This window comes from Streptomyces sp. NPDC031132, from assembly GCF_055570595.1.
The window spans coordinates 30,210-48,040 of the sequence record NZ_JBVIGX010000038.1 but is presented as its reverse complement, the minus strand read 5'-3'; the positions used below and the strand labels follow the sequence as shown (position 1 = coordinate 48,040).

13 protein-coding genes are annotated in these 17,831 nt (G+C 72.2%); 5 read left to right on the top strand and 8 right to left on the bottom strand.

The window, feature by feature from the left end:
* Positions 1-55: 55 nt before the first annotated feature.
* On the bottom strand, positions 56-1,165 hold the full coding sequence (locus ACZ49B_RS33615) for an alkene reductase (protein WP_468313514.1): 1,110 nt from the start codon (positions 1,163-1,165) through the stop codon (positions 56-58).
* A 53-nt stretch (positions 1,166-1,218) separates the two neighbouring features.
* On the opposite strand from ACZ49B_RS33615, the gene ACZ49B_RS33610 reads away from it, so the two are divergent.
* Positions 1,219-1,590: a MerR family transcriptional regulator gene (locus tag ACZ49B_RS33610; protein WP_468313512.1), complete on the top strand. Its 372-nt coding sequence runs from the start codon at positions 1,219-1,221 to the stop codon at positions 1,588-1,590.
* Positions 1,591-1,676: 86 nt separating this feature from the next.
* Here ACZ49B_RS33610 and ACZ49B_RS33605 read toward each other — a convergent pair whose 3' ends face one another.
* The 4 genes from ACZ49B_RS33605 to ACZ49B_RS33590 form a co-directional block, all read right to left on the bottom strand.
* Positions 1,677-2,978, bottom strand: coding sequence for a cation:proton antiporter (locus tag ACZ49B_RS33605; protein ID WP_468313509.1), 1,302 nt, complete (start codon positions 2,976-2,978; stop codon positions 1,677-1,679).
* Between the two features lie 181 nt (positions 2,979-3,159).
* A complete protein-coding gene (locus tag ACZ49B_RS33600; RefSeq protein ID WP_468313506.1) occupies positions 3,160-4,116 on the bottom strand; it encodes a DUF4344 domain-containing metallopeptidase in 957 nt (318 codons plus the stop codon).
* Between the two features lie 201 nt (positions 4,117-4,317).
* Complete coding sequence (locus tag ACZ49B_RS33595; RefSeq protein ID WP_468313504.1) at positions 4,318-4,710, bottom strand: nuclear transport factor 2 family protein; 393 nt, start codon at positions 4,708-4,710, stop codon at positions 4,318-4,320.
* 96 nt (positions 4,711-4,806) lie between these two features.
* Complete coding sequence (locus ACZ49B_RS33590) at positions 4,807-6,027, bottom strand: alpha/beta hydrolase family protein (protein WP_468313501.1); 1,221 nt, start codon at positions 6,025-6,027, stop codon at positions 4,807-4,809.
* Positions 6,028-6,118: 91 nt separating this feature from the next.
* On the opposite strand from ACZ49B_RS33590, the gene ACZ49B_RS33585 reads away from it, so the two are divergent.
* Together ACZ49B_RS33585 and ACZ49B_RS33580 are read left to right on the top strand one after the other, a co-directional pair.
* Positions 6,119-6,703, top strand: coding sequence for a TetR/AcrR family transcriptional regulator (locus ACZ49B_RS33585; protein WP_468313498.1), 585 nt, complete (start codon positions 6,119-6,121; stop codon positions 6,701-6,703).
* A gap of 251 nt (positions 6,704-6,954) precedes the next feature.
* Positions 6,955-7,758, top strand: coding sequence for a maleylpyruvate isomerase N-terminal domain-containing protein (locus ACZ49B_RS33580; RefSeq protein ID WP_468313496.1), 804 nt, complete (start codon positions 6,955-6,957; stop codon positions 7,756-7,758).
* A 271-nt stretch (positions 7,759-8,029) separates the two neighbouring features.
* Here the strand turns inward: ACZ49B_RS33580 and ACZ49B_RS33575 are convergent, their stop codons facing one another.
* The 3 genes from ACZ49B_RS33575 to ACZ49B_RS33565 form a co-directional block, all read right to left on the bottom strand.
* Positions 8,030-8,449 carry an XRE family transcriptional regulator gene (locus tag ACZ49B_RS33575; RefSeq protein WP_468313495.1) on the bottom strand — a complete coding sequence of 140 codons (420 nt, stop codon included), beginning with the start codon at positions 8,447-8,449 and terminating at the stop codon, positions 8,030-8,032.
* A gap of 710 nt (positions 8,450-9,159) precedes the next feature.
* Positions 9,160-9,987 (bottom strand): RES domain-containing protein, encoded by an 828-nt coding sequence (locus tag ACZ49B_RS33570; RefSeq protein WP_468313492.1) that lies wholly within the window; start codon positions 9,985-9,987, stop codon positions 9,160-9,162.
* A 155-nt stretch (positions 9,988-10,142) separates the two neighbouring features.
* A complete protein-coding gene (locus tag ACZ49B_RS33565; RefSeq protein WP_468313491.1) occupies positions 10,143-14,717 on the bottom strand; it encodes a hypothetical protein in 4,575 nt (1,524 codons plus the stop codon).
* A gap of 20 nt (positions 14,718-14,737) precedes the next feature.
* On the opposite strand from ACZ49B_RS33565, the gene ACZ49B_RS33560 reads away from it, so the two are divergent.
* Both ACZ49B_RS33560 and ACZ49B_RS33555 read left to right on the top strand, forming a co-directional pair.
* On the top strand, positions 14,738-16,213 hold the full coding sequence (locus ACZ49B_RS33560) for an esterase/lipase family protein (protein ID WP_468313489.1): 1,476 nt from the start codon (positions 14,738-14,740) through the stop codon (positions 16,211-16,213).
* A 310-nt stretch (positions 16,214-16,523) separates the two neighbouring features.
* Positions 16,524-17,741, top strand: coding sequence for a C40 family peptidase (locus ACZ49B_RS33555; protein ID WP_468313486.1), 1,218 nt, complete (start codon positions 16,524-16,526; stop codon positions 17,739-17,741).
* The last annotated feature ends 90 nt before the right edge of the window (positions 17,742-17,831 follow it).

The following is a 17,831-nucleotide window of genomic DNA, read 5'->3' as shown; positions in this document are numbered from 1 at the left end:
TCTACACGATGGTGGAATCCGGGGACGCGCGTCCCGCCTGATCCACGCGGCGTCCCTAGGCTGCGAGCACGGGGTAGTCGGTGTAGCCCTCCGCTCCTTGTACGTGCATCAGGAACTCCGGACGGATCTCGTTGAGCGGCGCGCCCGTGCGCAGCCGGTCCACGAAGTCGGGGTTGGCGAGGAAGCCCCGGCCCAGTGACACGAGGTCGGCGCCCTCGGCCAGCAGCCGTTCGCCCCGGCGCTTGCCGCCGTCGGCGGCGACCTCCTCGCGGGAGAGCGCCGGGTTGGCGATCAGGATGCCGGGCCAGTCCCGGCGGATCTGCGCGAAGCGGGGCTGGTCGGGGTCGGAGTGGACCTGGTGCAGGTAGGCCGGTGCCAGGTCGGCCAGGGCCTTGACCAGCGCCGGGTAGATCTCCTCGGTGTCGCCCTCCTCGATCCCGTTGACGTCCAGTCCGGGCGAGATGCGTACGCCGACCCGCTCGGGGCCGATGGCCTCGGCGACGGCCCGGACCACCTCGACGGTAAACCGGATGCGGTTCTCGACGGAGCCGCCCCACGCGTCGGTACGGCGATTGGTGTTGCGGGAGAGGAACTGGTGCAGGAGGAGGCCGTTGGCGGAGTGCACCTCCACCCCGGCGAAGCCCGCCTCGACGGCGCCCCGGGCCGCGCTCGCGAAGTCGGCCACCGTGGACCGTATGTCCTCGGCGGTCATCGCGCGGGGTACGACGCCGTCCCTGAGGCCGCCGGGGGTGTGCAGCTGCTCGGGGAACGGCACCGCGGACGGGGCGAGCGGCACGTACCCGCTGGTCTCCGGGTGGCCGACCCGGCCGCCGTGCTGGAGCTGGAGGAACATCTGCCCGCCCCCGGCGGCCCGCACGGCCTCGGTGACCCGGCGCCAGCCGGCGATCTGCGCCGGGGTGTGGATGCCGGGGATGTGCGGGTAGGTCTGCCCGACGGCGTTCGGGGTGCTGGCCTCGGCGATGATCAGGCCGGCCGAGGCGCGTTGTGCGTAGTACGTGGCCATGAGCTCGCCGGGGACTCCGTCGGCCCCGGCGCGGTTGCGGGTCAGCGGGGCCATCACCAGGCGGTTGGGCAGTTCCAGGCTGCCCAGGCGGGCGGATTCGAAGAGGCGGGAAGCGGCGGGACCCTGCTGTGTCTGCGTCATGCCGGTACCGTAAAAGGTGACACTGATGTCAGGTTCAAGAGCTGGGGTGGGGCATGCGGATCGGCGAACTGGCTGCGCGCACCGGGGTCGGTGAGCGTTCGCTGCGCTACTACGAGGAGCAGGGCCTGCTGGCTTCGGACCGGACGCCCGGCGGCCACCGGGACTTCTCCGAGCGGGCGGTCGACCGGGTCATCCGGATCCAGGAGCTCTACGCGGCCGGCCTGCACAGCGCGAAGATCGCGCAGATCCTGCCCTGCATGCGGGACGAGGACGGCGGCCCGTCGGTGCGCGCCACCCCGGCGCTGGTGGCCGAACTGGCCACGGAGCGGGACCGGATCGACCGGATGATCGGCGATCTGATTCGCTCCCGCGAGGTGCTGGACGAAGTGATCGAGGCGGCGGCCGGCCGCACGACGGCCGCCTAGAGGGCCTCGAAGGGAACCAGCGTTCCGGGAGCAGGGCACCTGCCCTTGCACGGGGCCGGGACGGTGCCCTCGGGGTGGACGGTGGATCAGTCCGCTTCGGCCCGGCCGAGACTGCGGCGTCGCTGTGTGACGGGCGTGGTGGTGCTCTCGCGGAGGTCGGGGGCGGTTGCGGCGGCTCGCTCGTACCAGTGTCCGTAGCGGGCGGCGAGGACCGCGGCCGATGCCCCGTGGAGCAGCACGCTCAGTCCGATGGTGATCGCGACCACCTGGCTGATCAGGTCCACGCCGTGGACATGCTCCTCGGCGACCAGGAGTCCGAACACGACCGAGGCGAGGCCCCGTGGGCCGAACCAGCCTACGTAGGCCACGGTCGGCGCTCTCAGCCTGCTTCCGGTCAGGGCGAGTGCGACCGGGACCATCCGGATTACGGTCAGGCTCAGCACGGCGTATCCGACGATCCGCCAGCTGAGGTGTTCAAGTGCGGGGCCGAGCAGCACCGCGCCGAAGAACAGGAAGCTCAGCATGGCCAGCAGGCCGCCGATGTCTTCGGCCAGTTCGGTGGTGCGGGCCACTTCGTCCGTCGAACGCTCGCCTCGGCGCAGGGCGTAGGCGAAGGCGAGGCCGGCCACCCAGGCGCCGATGAAGCCGCTTCCGTGGGTGACTGTGGCCAAGGCGTAGGCGCCGGTGGCCACGGCGAGCACATAGACCGGACGCCAGTCCGACGCGACCCAGCGGCGGTCGAGGGACAGGGCCAGGAGGTGGCCGCCGATGCCGCCGGCGGCCAGGCCGAGCGCGGGGCTGAGCAGCAGGGCGCGCCAGAGCGTGTCGGCCACGCCGTGGTGCGCGGAGGAGGTGCCGGGGACGGCCGCCAGGAAGAGCACGAAGAAGGGCAGTACCAGGCCGTCGTTCAGTCCGCTCTCCACGTTGAGCGTCTGCCGTACCAGGCCGGGCACGCGGGGATCGGAGATGGCGCTCTTGCCCAGGGCCGCGTCGGTGGGGGCGAGGATCGCGCCGAGCAGCGCGAGCTCCCATACGGTCAGGCCCGGAAGGAGCGGCCAGGCCAGCAGCCATCCGGCGCCGATGGTGAGGACGAGCCCGATCGACAGCAGCCGCCCGGTCAGCGCGCCGCCGCTGCGCAGGTCCGTCGGTCGTACGGTGGTCGCGTCGGTGAAGAGCACCAGGGTCAGGGCGGCTTCCGCCAAGGTGCGCAAGAGCTCGGTGTCGTGGCGCAGGCTCACCAGGTCCAGGCCGACGGGACCGACGGCGACACCGGAGCCGACGAAGACCATGGCGGCGGACACCGGCGAGGTGGCCAGTCGGCGCGAGACGAGCGCGTACGCTGCGGCGACCCCGGAGACCACCACGCCGGTCCAGGCGCTGCTGCTCACGGCCGCCCGCCTCGCAGTGGCCGGGTGTGTCCGGCGTTCCCGGGCGGGGCCGTTCGCTCCCGTTGGTCACGGTCATCGATTCTCTGTTGCTCCGCAGCAGCGATCTCGTCCGCGTGGCCGCGCGGCTGGACCGGGTCACCCGCCAGGTGTGCGAGCAGCACGCCGGCTTCATGGGCGGGGTTCACTGGCCGCTGCGGATTTCGTCGAGCTTCTCCGCGAAGGCCTTCGTCTCGGCGATCAGGTGGGTGCGTGCGGCTTCCTGGCTCTTGTCGCCCTGGTCCTTGAACCCGCTGCTGAAATGCGGCTCGAGTTGGGTCCACCAGCCGTAGTCCAGCGCGGCCCAGGACTGCGGGCACAGCGGGGCGCGGCTTCGCGGCAGGTAGCCGGCACCGACCAGGGGCCCGTCGAACTTCTTCGGGTCGCTGCCGTCGAGGTGGCAGAGGAAGTTGAAAACGCGCTGCTGAGTGACGGGGTGGTCGCTGGAGAACCCCTCCAGGGTCAGCTTGCCCTCCTTGCGGGCGAGCTCGTCGAAGACCATGGCGGCCGCCAGGGACGGTTCCGGTCCGATCTCGTTGACGGTGTAGAACGACGCGAACCCGTCGGCGGCGTCCTCTTCGAGGCCGAGGTTCGGCAGGGCAAGCTGACGCTGCAGGGCGTGCCCCAGCTCGTGGCCGAGGATGAACTGGGTCGTCAGCGCGGTCAGGTCCGCCTTGTTGAACTTGTCCTCGGGGAACAGGGCGGGGCGCTTCACGGTCTTGACGACATCGCCGGCGAACCCTTCGACCTGGGTCAGGAACGCCGGGGGAACGAAGATCGTCCTGCCGTCGGGCTGGGTGACCGCGTCCGAGACCCCCGGGGGAACCTTGTCGGTGACCTTCACGACCAGGTCGTGCGGGAGGGCGACCGACGTGTTGAGCCAGTCGGCGGCCTGCTCGAGCACTCGGGACGTACGAATCGCCTCCACGACCTGCCGGTTCTCCGGCTTGACCGCCTGGTCTTCGTAGACGACCGTGACCTTGCCCCCCGCGTCGTCCTTGCCCTCCTCGTCGCCACATGCCGCGAGCGCGAACCCGGCGACGACGAGCGCCGCAACGGCAGTGGTGCGCCCCGCTGTCGCGTACCGCCCGCTGATCGGCACGCTGGTGGTTCCCTTCGTCGGTCGAGGCGTTCGGTCGATCGGTTGGATTATGACCGACGGACCACGCGTCCACAATGACCGCTTTGGTGGGCATTTCTCCCTGAGGTTACCGCTCCCTGGACGACCTGGCGGCCGCCCTGGCCGAGGCCGGAGGCCCGCCGGAGAGCGGGGTGGCCGGGTCGGGCGGGGCCGGCCGAGGGATCAGCGGGCGCTGCCGATGGCGCGGTCGGCGTCGGAACCGCTCAGCATCAGGGTGGTCTCCTCGATGCGGTGGAAGCGGCCGTCGGGAGCGAGGTCGGCGAAGACGTAGACCTCCATGGTGACGGTGGTGCCGTCGTTCTTGGTGATGTGGCAGGTGTGCCGGTCGGCGTACTTGGTGCCGTCGTACAGCTCGTCGTGGACCTCGACCGTGCCGCCGGCGACGATGCCGCGCAGGTGGCTGATGTGGTCGAGGAACTCGGCGCGGTCGGCCCAGTCGCCGTCCGTGCGCTGGCGGTACCCGGGGGTGAAGTGGCGCTCGGCGGCCTCCTCCAGGGTGATGTGGTGGTTGAAGAGCAGGTCGCTCAGGGCGGCTTCGATTCCGGTGCGGTTCATGACGGCTTCCTTCGGGTGTGGGTCGTGGCGGGTCGTGGCGGGTCTGCTCGGGTCTGCTCGGGTGCGGTCGGGGTGTGCCGGAGGCGTGCCGGGGCGTCAGGCGACGGTGGCGAGGGTGGTGTCGAGCCAGTCGTAGATGCGGGCGAGGGCCAGGCGCATGGCGCCGGGGTGGCAGTGGGCGCCGGCGCCTTCCTCGGAGGTGAACAGCATCAGCGTCTTGGGGCAGGTCAGGTGCTCGTACAGCTGCTCGGGCTGGCCCTTGAAGAACTCGTCCTCGGCGGCGTCGCACACGAGGGTGGGGCACTGGATGCGCTCGGCGATGCCGTCGGCGAGGGTGTAGTCGAGGTAGGAGGCGCTGAAGGCCCGGGGGGTTTCGACGCCCATCACGTACATGCCGTGGTGGATCGCCCAGCGTGCGGTGGCGTCCTCGGTCGTGAGCTGCTCGAGGCGTGCGTCGAGTTCGGGGGCGGAGTCCGCGCGCAGGAGCCGTTCGGCCTCTTCGCGGTCGCCGGGGAGGTGGCGGACGGAGACCTGGCCGAGGTCGTAGACGCCGTCGACGGCGATCAGGGCGGCGAGGCGGTGCTCGAAGGCCGCCGCCCTGGGGGCGAGTATGCCGCCCATGCTGCTGCCGAGGAGCGCGATGCGGCTGTTGTCGACCTCGGGGAGCGTTTCGAGGAAGTCGATGACCGGGGTGATGACGTTCTCCCAGTCCGGGCGGAAGACGAGGCCCTGGTGGTGGCGGGGGCCGGGCTGTCCGGGGCCGTCGAAGGTCAGGACGGTGTACCCGCGCTCGACGGCGGCCAGCGCGCCGCTGAAGTGGAGTTCCTCGGCGGTCCCGTCGAAGCCGCTGTGCATGATCAGGGTCGGGCGGGGTGCGCCGCCGTCGTCGGCCCGGTAGAGGTAGCCGGGGAGGGTGGTGTCCTCGTACGGGATGCGGACCGGCTCGATGCGGGGGGTGTGGAGCGCGGCCGCGGCCCGGAAGCAGGCGACGCTGCGGTCGTAGGCGTGGTCGTGGCGGGGGTCGCACGGGTGGCCGTGCTGGAAGAACTCCGCGGAGCGGTAGTAGTTCGAGGCGCGCAGGAATCCGTCCCGGGCGCTGATGGTGTGGCCCGCGTCGAGGGCCCGCTGGGCCTCGGCGGCGACGCGGTCGGCGGTCGCCGTCCACTCCTCGTGCCAGCTGTCGTAGTCGCCTTCCTTGATGCGCTGGCCGGTGGTGACGACCTCGCCGAAGTCGGCGCCGCCGTAGGCGATGTGGCTCATCGAGCGCAGGGTCTCGTACCAGAACTGGGTGTTGTCGGGGAACAGCAGCGGCTTCATCACTCTCTCCTTAAGCACAGATCTGTGCGTACGAGAGGACTGTAGACCCTGCGGGCGGCATTAAGCAAATAGTTGTGCTTACGATGGGGGGGTGACTTCGAAACAACCGGCCCAGCGCCTTCGCAAGAGCCCCGAGCAGGTCCGCTCGGCCGTCCACCAGGCCGTCATCGACCTGCTGTCCGACCCCGAGGGCGCGGACCTCACCATCCCCGCGGTCGCGCAGCGCGCGGGGGTGAACCACACCAGCGTCTACCGGCGGTGGGGCAGCCGGGAGGCACTCCTGGCCGACGTGGTCGTCACCCGCCTCGAACGGGACTGGCCGCTGGCCGACACCGGATCCCTGCGCGGAGATCTGACGGCGTGGGCCGAAGCGGGTGTCGCGAGCATCCGCACCGCCGAGGGGCGGCTGCTGATCCGCGCCGTCGCCCTGTCGATGCCGGGCAGTGCCTCGGCGAAGGGGGAGCGCGCGCAGCAGTTCGAGCGGCGCCTCGGTGCGATCGAGCGCATCCGTGACCGCGCCACCGCGCGCGGGGAGGTCCCCCCGCCCCTCGAGCAGATCCTCGACCAGCTCGTCGCGCCGCTCTACCTGCGGGCGATCTTCGGCATCGACCCGCCGGCGTCGGGCTACCCGGAACTCCTGGTGGACCGTCTGCTCGGCAGCACGGCCACGCCGTAGCCGACGGGGTCGGCCCTCGTGAGGCCCGGCCTGTCGGCGCTGCGCTCGGCTCCCGGCCCCGGCCGGCCTTCCGCCTCACCGTCGAAGGGAGCAGCAGCACGCGCTATCGCGTAGGGGACAGGCGGGACTTCGGCGTCGTCGGCTGCCACTACCCCGGCCGTGGGGACCCGCGGTCGGTGGTGAGGGTCCGCCCGCGATCGCGGCGGTGAAAATCGCTGTCCGATTGTCGGAACGCAGTGTAGAGATGCGGGGTGACAACGACACTTGAGTTCCCCGCTCTGCTGCGACTGATCGACGAACGGTCAACTGCCTTCCGCGCCGCGGTCGCCTCCGCGCCCAGCCTCGACGTACAGGTGCCGACCTGCCCCGAGTGGACGCTGTTCGATCTGGCGCAGCACATCGGCGAGGGCCGCCGCGACTGGGCCGCCACCGTCGCCGCAGGGCCTGCTCCGGCCAAGTCCGCAGCGGAGGGCGCCCCGCCTGCGCCTCGGGAGCGCGAGGCCCTGCTGGCCTGGTTGGCGGAGTCCACGGAGCAACTGCTGGACGCATTGCGGAAGGCCGGCCCGGATCGCGGTTGCTGGGCGTGGTGGGAGACGTTGCAGTCGCCGCACACCTCCGGTGCCGTAGCTCGGCACCAGCTCCAGCAGCTGGCGGTGCACACGTACGACGCCCAGATCACCGTAGGTGCCCCGCAGCCGCTGCCGGACGAGGTGGCGCTCGACGGTGTCGAGGAGTTCCTGTCCACCTGCGTCACAACGACAAGTGCCTGGCCGCACAAGCCCGCTGTCATCGACTTCCACGCCTCCGAGGGCCGTTCCTGGCGCCTCTCGCTCTCCGCCGACGGTGCACGGAGCGCCCGCCTCCCCGGGCCCGGCACCATGTCGGCCACCGCTGCCGGCCAGGACCCGGACGCGGCCGCCACCTTCTTCTCCGCTCGGGGCACGGCCAGTGAGCTGGTCTTCATCCTGTACAACCGTATCCCGATCGACTCCCTGAAGCTCGACGGCGACCGACGTGTCTTCGAGCAGCTCAGCGCCTGGGATCCGAGTGAGTAGGACGTGACGATGCGCCACCTCGTACGCCCCGGGGCATGCCTCCCGCCAACGGCTGCAACCACGCCGTGGTGGCCTCGGGGCCGCGGGGGGAGCAGACCGTCACGGCTGCGAAGCGGCTGACCAGAGCGGCGGCTCGCAAGCTGATCGGTGCGCCACGTCCAGCGAGGCGCCCGACCGGTGAGCGCTCCATTCGGCCGAAGAGGGCGACGGGAGCGCTCAGGGACATGCGTGCGGCCGCCCGCAGCCCGCTGCGTGCGGCCCCGGCGTGGAGTCAGCCGCCGTCCACGTAGGCTCGGGCCGCCACCATCACGTCGCGCATCCTGCCGTCGGCGATGCACTGCGCCGGCGCCTCGTCCTCGAGCTGAGGGTTCATTCCGATCATCCACGCGCGAGCCGTGTAGAGGCTTTCGGCGTCCTGGATGAGCTGGAAGACCTGCAGGGCCGCGCGCAGGCGCTGCTCCGACTCGGCTCGGGGCATGGTGTCGCCCGATGCCCACTTGCCGACCTGCTTGGGATCGCTGATGTTGGCGATCCGCGCGGTCAGGCGTTGCCCCAGGTTCTCCTGGAGGAAGCGGGCGATCTCGCTGATGTGCATGCGCACGGTGGCGATGTGGGCTCGTTCGGCGCTGGCCACGCTCTTGGCGACTGCGACGGCGACGGCGACGGGGGGCGTGGTGGTGTCAGAAGGCATGGTCAGGTCTCCCTCGTTGCCCTGACTGCGCGCCCGTCCGGTGGCGGGTCGCGTGTTCAGGCGACGGGTGTCGGGGTGTGCCCACAGGACCTGGCTGTCGCGTACTGCCGCGAGGGCAGACGGAAGGGACGCTCGGTCTCGGCGAGCTGCGAACGCTTCGTGGTGTGTTCCCGACCCGCCGGGAAGCGTGTACCAGCGCGGGTGGGGTGGGACGTGCCGACCAGGCGGTCAGCGGTCGGCGCTCAGCATCGATGTATTCCGGTCCGCGGGGATCCGGCGCATGGATGACTGGGGTGACCTGATGGTGCGGGGCCCGTGGCGGGCGGTGGTGCCGCGTCGCGTGGCGCGAGCCCGACGGGTAAGAACGCGCTGCCGGTGCAACGGGTGTTGTTCATGAGATCCCCCACATGCTCCAAGTTGGTCGATGTACTGGTTAGGTTACCCATTATCACCTTCCAACTCCACCGCTTAGGCAGAATCCAGCGCGTTCTCGACGGTGCGTCAACTGGCGGGTTTGGTACCGGACTTCCCTCTTGACCTGTGCGTTTACTGCCCGGATGAGAGGGCGGCCGGCCGTCTGAGGGTGGCGGGGAGCGAGTTGTTTCGCTCTTTTGGGCGACAGCGATGTAGCGGCTTTCAGGTTGGTTTCAGTCACCTTTTCAGGTGGGCAATGCGAGGGGATTGAGGGAGGCAGGGGGTCGGTCCGCCGGTCACAGCATCGTCAGGTCGTACTCCCCGGCCACCCGCCGCAGCGCCTCCGACTCGGGGAAGATCAGGCTGGTCTCCTCCTGCTTGAGCTCCACGTCGTTGAAAACGGCCCAGCACTGGCGCATCCCGAACCGGGAGCGGTAGGCGATGCCGTGGATGAGGCGCTCCTGCTCCGAGGGGCCGGTGCGCTGGGTGATGGCCCAGGCCGAGATCAGCCGGGTGATCCGGCGGTTGAAGCCCTGGATGTGCTCCGTGGTCAGCCGGTCCACGCCCTGTTCCGCCAGCTCGTCCTTGAGTTCGCGGGAGAGCGTCTCCAGGGTCCGCTCGTCGTCCACGTCGAGGAAGCGGGTCTCCTCGGGAGGCTGCAGGCGGACGAGGATGTGGCGCGTGGTCCAGTCGCGGGGGATCTTGCCGGGGGTCATGTAGGACGGCTTCGTCCATTCGTCCCCGATGACCTCCCGCATCTTGGGGTCCACGCGGAAGGGCGCTAACGCCTCGGCGAAGCACCCGTCGTGCTGGGAGGCGCAGTAGAGGGTGTCGTAGCTGACCAGACTCCAGCGGTTTCCGCCCGTCCGGGATGCGTCCTCCTGGCTGATCCTTTCGTACGTGACCGGGTTCTTGGCCTTCCCCAGGCGCCATACGCCGTGGTCGGGCGCGGGAATGAGGACGACGTCCGGCTGTGCGGGGTCCCGGCGCATGCGGCCGCTCTCCTTGCTCCGGCCGCCCTCCGCGAGGCGCTGACCGGTGATGCTCGTGGCTCGTGCGGCGGCCGGGCCGGCGGGGCGGTCCGGCCGCCGGGAGAGCCGGTCTCGTGACGGTGGGGTGCTCATGAGGGTGCTCATGAGCGGATGGCGCGCGCCCTGCGGCGTATTGATCCGTGGCACATGCCGAACGATCATTTTCATGCTCGGGTACGACCGATGCGACCGGGTTGCGTGGGCCATTGGGGGCGCACGAAGGAACGCGGGGGGCGCATGCGGGGTGATCAGGCTCCGCCCACCCGGCACCGGGCGAGGTCGACCTCCACCACGGCGGCTCCGGCGTCCCCGGCGAAAGAGAGCACGACGCGCCCGCCGGCCGCCGACGGATGCGCGGCGAGGCTGCGTACGGGACTCCCCACCGCGAGCACCAGCCGGCACTGCCCGGTGGCGGCGTCCCAGACGCGGACGGTCCCGTCGGCCGCGCCGGAGGCGACGAAGCTGCCGTGGCCCTCCGCGTTCCACAGGGCCAGGGCGTGCACGGCCGCGGTGTGGCCGGTCAGCGGCTCGCCCAGGGGGCGGCGCTCGTGCAGGTCCCACAGCCGCACCGTGCCCGTGTCGCCGCCGCTGGCCAGATGCGGCGGAAGGCCGCCCGGCGGGCCGGGGTTGACGGCGACGGCGTGCAGGAGGCCTTGGTCGCAGCGCAGGGGCCCGCCCAGCGCGCCACCGCGTTCGGCGTCCCACAGCCGTACGGTGCCGTCGGAGCTGGCCGAGGCGAACCAGTCCCCGCCCCGCTCGCACGAGGCCGCCGCCACCGCCAGGACCCGCAGGCCGTGGCCGGTCCACTCCCGCAGCGGGGCCAGGCGGTCCAGGTCCCACAGCCGGACCGTCTCGTCGTCCCCGCCGCTCAACAGCAGGTGCCGGCCGTCGGCGGTGGTGCACGCGGCGAGGGCGCGGACGGGGAGGAAGTGCCCCTCCAGGACGTCCGGCAGCGCCTGCCGGGTACCCGCGTCCCACAGCCGGATGCCGTGGTCCTCACATCCGGCCGACACCAGGACGCGGCCCTCCCCGCGGTGGGCCCAGGCCATCGCGGACGGCGGCCGGCCGGTGTCGATCCGGGCGACCTCCTCCCCCGTGTCGATGTCCCGGACGTCGATGTGGGGTCGGTTGCCGGTGAGCGCGAACCAGGACGGAAGCCTCAAGTCCCCCGGCTCCGGCAGCAGCAGCGCCCCGCCCGTCGGCGCCGGCTCGGCCGGCGTACGGGCGGCGGCCAGCGCCCGCTCCAGCACCTCCCGGTTCCACAGGCGCAGCGTGCCGTCGGAGGAGGCCGACGCGAGCAGCCCCGCATCCGCGGCGGTGAGGGCCGTCACGGCGGCGGTGTGCCCGCTGAGCAGGGCCGGCGGTTCCTCGGCGGCGGTGTCCCACCGCGAGACGTCCCAGACGGCGATGGAGCTGCCGGTCCCGGCCGCGAGGAGGTGGCGTTCCCCCAGGGTGAGCGCGGTCAGGCTGGTCACCGGCCCGCCTGCGCCGGTGAGGGTGGCGAGCGGTCCGCCGGTGGCCCACACGGTGACGCTCCCGTCCGCGTGGCCGGCCGCGACCGCCCCGGGCCGCGTGGTCGCGGCGAGCACCCGTACGTCCGCCGGGGACTCGAACCGTGCCACCTCCGCCTCGGCCTCGGTGTCCCGGAACACCAGGTGCGCGTCGTCGGCGACCACCAGGAGCGGCCGGCCGGGCGGGTCCTCCACCGCCGCCAGCGCGGTGGTCGTCGTACGCGGTGTGTCCCCCGGCAGGGTGAACAGGTCCAGCGGGCCCATCCGCTCGTTCCACCAGACCACCACCCCGTCCCCGTTGACGCAGAACACCGCGAGCTCGTGTCCGCCGTCGCGGTACGCGCACACGTCGGCGATCCAGATCCCGCCGGGCCGGTGGACCCGGTCGACGAGGCGGCCGGTCGCCGGGTCCCAGAGGCGGAGGGTGCCGTCCGTACTGCCGGACACGAGCAGCGGCGACTGCGCGGGGCGAGGCGCGAGGAGCAGGTGGTGTACGGATCCGTCGTGCGCGCCGATCCGTTCGCGGACCGTCGTGCCCTCGACCGCGTCGATCAGTTCGATGCCGCCGTCGTCGTCGCCGACCGCGAGAGCCGGACGGCCGTCGGGCGCCGGGACCGCCGTCAGGGAGCGCACGGTGGCGCCGAGGGTGGCCAGGACGTTCAGGGGCGGAGCCCACTGGGACCACAGCACCGCCAGCGGCGCCGCGTCGTCCGGCGTACGCGGGCGCGGGAGCCCGGGGTGGCGCAGCGCCGTGTACGCCAGGTGCAGGCTGGCCAGGCGCGAGGGGTGGTCCGCCCGGTGCAGGTACGGCTCCACCGCGGCCCACGCCTCCAGCCACAGCCGTCCCTCCTGCCCCCGGCCCGGCCCCAGCAGCCCGCGGATCGGGCTGCCGGCCAGCCACGGCAGCACCTCGGCCGGTACGTGCGCGTCGTCCAGGACCCCGCCCAGGCGGGCGTGGCGCGCGAGGTACCGCCGTACGTACGGGTGCGGGGCGGTGCCGGTGCCGGTGCCGGACGCCGCGTCCGCGGTGTGCGGCGCAGCCAGATCGGCCAGCGCCCGCGCGATGCGGGCGTGCACGGCGGCGTCGCCGCCGTACTCGTTCCCGTACGCGTCCCCTGTCGCGTCCGTCCCCATGGCCCCATCAGCCCCGCCCGCCTCGTGGGGCTTGTCCGCAGGCTCACCCTGACCATCCTGACCGTCCGTCATTCCCATCCCCCCAACAGGTCGCGCGCCCCCCACCGGCCAGGCGCGCAGGACAGCGGCCAGCCGCTCGTGCGCCGGCCGGTACACCCGCTGGTCCTCTTCAACGTCTCGGGTGAGATACCCAGCCAGACGGCCATCCAGCAGCGCCCGGATCTTGGCATCGGCGCCCTCGACTGCATCCCCGTGGACGGCGGACGCCACCGCGGGCCACACCTCCCCCCAGGCGAGCCCCCGCCCCGGCGCGAACGCCGTCGCGCGCAGCAGGGCCAGCGCCTCCTCCGGCGCCAGGCCGTCCTCCGCCGACCGGGCCAGATCCTCCTTCAGCAGTCCCGTCGTGCCCTCGTCCAGCCGCGCGAGCCAGCCCGCGTCGGCCAGCAGCCGCGGCCCCTCGGTGCGCAGCTGGTGCGCCGCCACGCGGGCGTCGAGGAAGGACCGCCCGACCGCGGCGGCCACCGTCCGCGACACGTCCGCCAGGTCGTGCCCCGCCCACTTGCCCTCCCCGCCCAGGAGGGCCCGTACGTACCCCTCGACGTCCGTGCCCATGTCCTCGCCGTCGGTCCGCAGCACGGCCGCCCCGGGGAACGCCTCCCGCAGCCGGCCCAGCAGGTCCTGGCCGTCGCCGTCAGCGCCGACGTCGCCGTCGCCGTCGCTGCTGCGTACGGCGACCACCAGCCGTACCCCGCGCCGTACGGGAAGGGACGGCTCGGCCTCGGAGAGGTGCCCGGCCAGCGGCACCAGCACCTGGTGGACCACCGCCGCCGGGTCGGTCGCCTCGTCCAGGGCGTCGACGACCACCGTCACCATCGGGCCGGGCGAGCCGAGGAACCGCCGCAGACCGAGCTGCCACCGGCTCAGGTGGTCCCGGCCGGAGGGCTCCGGGGCGGCGCCCAGCTTCTGTGCGATGACCTTCAACAGCCCCAGTGGCTCCCGGTTGTGGGCGGTGACCGCGATGGTCACCGCGCCTTCCTCCGGGACGGTGTACGGCGGGCAGTGGCCGACAGCCGCCGCGAACAGGCCCGAGGCCCTGAACGTCGCGTCGCTCAAGGTCACCGCGCGGCCGAGGATCGCCGACTTCCCGCTCGCGGTGATGCCGGTGACGGCCAGGACCCCGGGCGCGCCCGTCAGGAAGGAGACCACCGCGGCGTTCAGGTGCCCCCGGCCCGAGAAGTACCAGCCGTTGTCGTCGGCGCCCGTGCGGCCGCTGGCCTTCTCCAGCCAGTACGCCAGGTCCTCCAGGGACGCCGACACCTCCTGCCGGCTCTCCTCGACTGCAGCCTTCTCCGGCTGGTAGCCCGGGTTGGGCAGGGCTGCGGTGGGGACGTGCAGCTTGCCGCCCATCAGCGAGCGGCAGTCCAGGGAGAGCCTGCGGCCCTGCTCCTTGCCGACCGCCTGCGCCGCCAGGTGGAGGGCGCGGCTGAACTCGTCCATCGTCAGGTACGGGCGGGCGATCCCGCCGGCCGTGCGCAGCCACTCGTGGGCCCGCCGCAGGACGAGCGCGAACTCCCCGCCCATCACCCGCATTCTGGGCGCCGCGGTGGTCAGGACGTTCAGCGTGGCCTGCGCGGTGCGTTCGGTGTCCAGGCTCTGTACGAGTTCCAGCAGCTCCGGCCCGATGGCGGCGGACTCGCACATGTTCACGATGACCAGGACGTCCCGGGCGTGCGAGTCGAGCGCGGCGATCACGATCTCGGTCGTACGCAGCCCCGTGGCCAGGAGCCGGCCGGGTTCGGTGCTGCGCAGGACAGCGAAGTGCTTGCCCGCGCCCCCGGTCAGACCGTGGCCCGTCACGTACAGCACCACCGGGACGTCCGGCTCCGCCTGCCGGATTCCCGACGTCTCCAGGAGGCGCTCCACGTCATGACGGCTGGTCACCGGCCCGCCGGGCGCGACCTTCACGAAGCCGGGGCCGTCCGGGAAAGGTTGCTCCCACCAGAGGGACACCGCCTCCAGTTGCGCGCCGAAGGCCTGCCTCAGCGCCTCGGTCCCGTCCTCCATGGGCAGGACGTACAGGGTGCCGGCGGGGGGCGGTGCCGCCGTCTGCGGCAGCTCGGTCCCCTCCACCACCTCCACGGCTTCGGCTAAGCCGATCTCGCCCCGATCCCCGTCCACGGTGCCTATTCTTCACCGACATGGACAAGCAGCAGCACCAGCACGACGGCCCGCACGACTTACCCGACCACGTCACCCAGGACGCGGTGGTCGTCGTACCGGGGATCATGGGCAGCACCCTGCGCGACACGACCACCGGCAAGGACGTCTGGGGCCTCGGCGGCGTCTCCTGGCTGCTGAAGGCGTGGACCACGCCCTCCGGCCTGAAATCGCTGGCCATGACCGAGGACGAGTTGGCGGGCAAGACCGGCCGTATCGAGGCGACCGGCCTGCTCAAGCACTCCGCCTGGACCCCGTACCTCGCCGGCAGCGAGCCGTACACCGACCTGGTCGACACGATCCGCACCAGCGTCGCCGACGACGCCGCGATCCTGGAGTTCGCCTACGACTGGCGTCTGCCCGTCGCCGCCAACGGCCGTCTCCTGGCCGACGCCGCGCGCCTCCACCTGACCGGCTGGCGCCGCCACCCCGCCCACACCCGGGCCCGCCGCCACCGCACGGACCAGCGGGAGGGACGGCTCGTCTTCGTCGCCCACTCGATGGGCGGGCTCGTCACCCGCGCGGCCCTCGATCCCGGCTACGACGGCGACCTCCAGGCCGACACCCGGGGCGTCATCACCCTCGGCACGCCCTTCCAGGGCTCGGTCAAGGCGGCGGTCATCCTCGCCACCGGCCGGGGAGCGCCCGTACGGCTGCCGCACCGCAAACTCCGGGCCATCTGCGCCACGATGCCGGGCCTGCACGACCTGCTGCCGCAGTACCGGAGCCTGCGCGCGGGGGACGGCGTACGCCACCTCACGCCGAGCGACGTCGCGGCCATCGGCGGCGACGCGGAACTGGCGCGCGCCGCGGCCCGCTTCCACCACGGCCAGAAGGGCATCACCCTGCCCGGGCACCGCTCCGTCGTCGGCGTCAACCAGCCCACCTGGCAGAACCTGACGATCACCGACGGCCAGGTCGAGGCACACCTCGACGGCGCCCGGCAGAACTCCGACGGGACCCTCATCCTCGACCGGCACGACCGTGTCCGGTACTTCCAGGTGTACGGCGACGGCACCGTCTACAAGGAGTCGGCGATCCTCACCGACGTCGTCACCCACCTGCCGCTCCAGCACGGCGACGTCGCCAAGGCGCAGACCGCCCTCGAAGCCGTCACCGAGATCGTCCGCGACGACATCAACCCCGGGCCGCCCCAGGGCGAGGCGGGCTGCGGTCTGAGCGCCCCCGACCTGGTCCCGGCGGGCCAGCCCTGGAAGCTCCGCCTGAGCGACGTCGACACCCTCTCGGGCCTGACCTGCCGCCTCACGGACCTCGAGAGCCCCGGCCGCCCGACACCGCTTCCCCTGACGTGGGAGGACGGCGTGGCCACCGCAACGGCAACCGCCCCGGCCCCGGGGCTGTACCGCATCGACGTGCGCACCCCGGACGGCTGCGCCATCACGCAGCTGGTCATGGCCGCCGACCCGGACGATCCCCTGGCGGAGGCGGAGGACTGAGCCCGGCCGGGGCTCGTGCAGGTTCGGCGGCCGCCTGGGCTGCTCCATCCCGGCCAGGGATGAGGATCCGCTGTCGCGATCCCGCCTCAAGATGCCGAACCAAGCACGGTTTTCCGGCTGGTTGGGGCGGCCTATTGCCTGGATGCCCGCCTCCGGTCCGGGCCGCGTGAGGCTCATGCCGGGGCGGGGAAACCGCTTGCAGCAATTTTCGCTCGCGGGCTATCTGCACCGGCCGCGCACTGCTTGAATGGCCGCCGCCAACTGCCCCTCATATCAAGCCACTTGTGGCACACGAGCCCAGGACACCGCCATGCCTACGCGCGTCAACCCCCCACCGCGGCGATCCCTCCCCGCCCTGCGCTTCGCCGCGCTCCTCGCCATGCTGGCCTCCGTCATCGTCTTCTTCTCCGGCGCCCCGCAGGCCCAAGCGGCCCCGGCCTGCGCGGTCCTGTCCTCCGGGGCGGCTCCGCAGGCCAACTCGGCGGTGAACGCCGCCTGCGGCTTGATCGGCACCCCGTACTCCTGGGGTGGCGGGCACGGGGGGCAGCCAGGTCCCACGTACGGGATCTGCGACCCGTCCAACGGCGCCCCGAACGACTGCCACGTCCGTGGGCTGGACTGCTCCGGAATGGTCCGCTACGCCTACTACCTCGCAGTGGGTACCGACGTCATCAACGGAGTCACCAGAACCCAGTGGACCTCCTCCAGGGCGGTCGCCAGGTTCCACCGCAGCGACGGCAGCGCACCGCTGCTCCCCGGCGATCTGGTCTTCTTCGGGGACACGCCGTCGACCATCCATCACGTGGCGATGTACCTGGGCCAGGGCCACATCGCCGAGGCACCGTACTCAGGCGGCCACGTCCAGGTCTCCGCGCTCTCCTCGCACGGTGACTACTACGGGGCCATCCGCCTCTACGGCCCGGGAGGGGGCTCCCCCGAGCCGCCCGGCGGCAGCCGGTACTGGGTGGACACGTTCGCGGACGCCTCCGTCTACGGTTCGCCGACCGGCACGGCGAGTACCGGCACGCTCCGCAAAGGGACGAATTACGTGTTCTGCAAGGCCTGGGGCCGCGAAGTGCGCAGCGGGAGCGCCTTCAACCACTGGTGGCTGAAGACCGACCCGGACGTGGGCCCGGCCGGGCAGTGGGTCTCCGCCTACTACCTCTCCAAATGGGGCAACGACGTCGCCAAGGACAACAACGGCACCGTCATCCCCGACTGCCCCGGCGGATCGACCCCGGCACCGCCCGGCAATACGCGCTATTGGGTGGACACGTTCGCGGACGCCTCCGTCTACGCTTCGCCGACCGGCACGGCGAGTACCGGCACGCTCCGCAAAGGGACGAATTACGTGTTCTGCAAGGCCTGGGGCCGCGAAGTGCGCAGCGGAAGCTCCTTCAACCACTGGTGGCTGAAGACCGACCCCGACGTGGGCCCGGCCGGGCAATGGGTCTCCGCCTACTACCTCTCCAAATGGGGCAACGACGTCGCCAAGGACAACAACGGCACCGTCATCCCCGACTGCTGAACCGACCCGTGAAGTGCGGCCGGGGGGGGGGGGGGGGGGGCGTGGGGGGGGGGGGGGGGCGGCAGCGCGGTGAAGAGAGAAAGGGTAAGC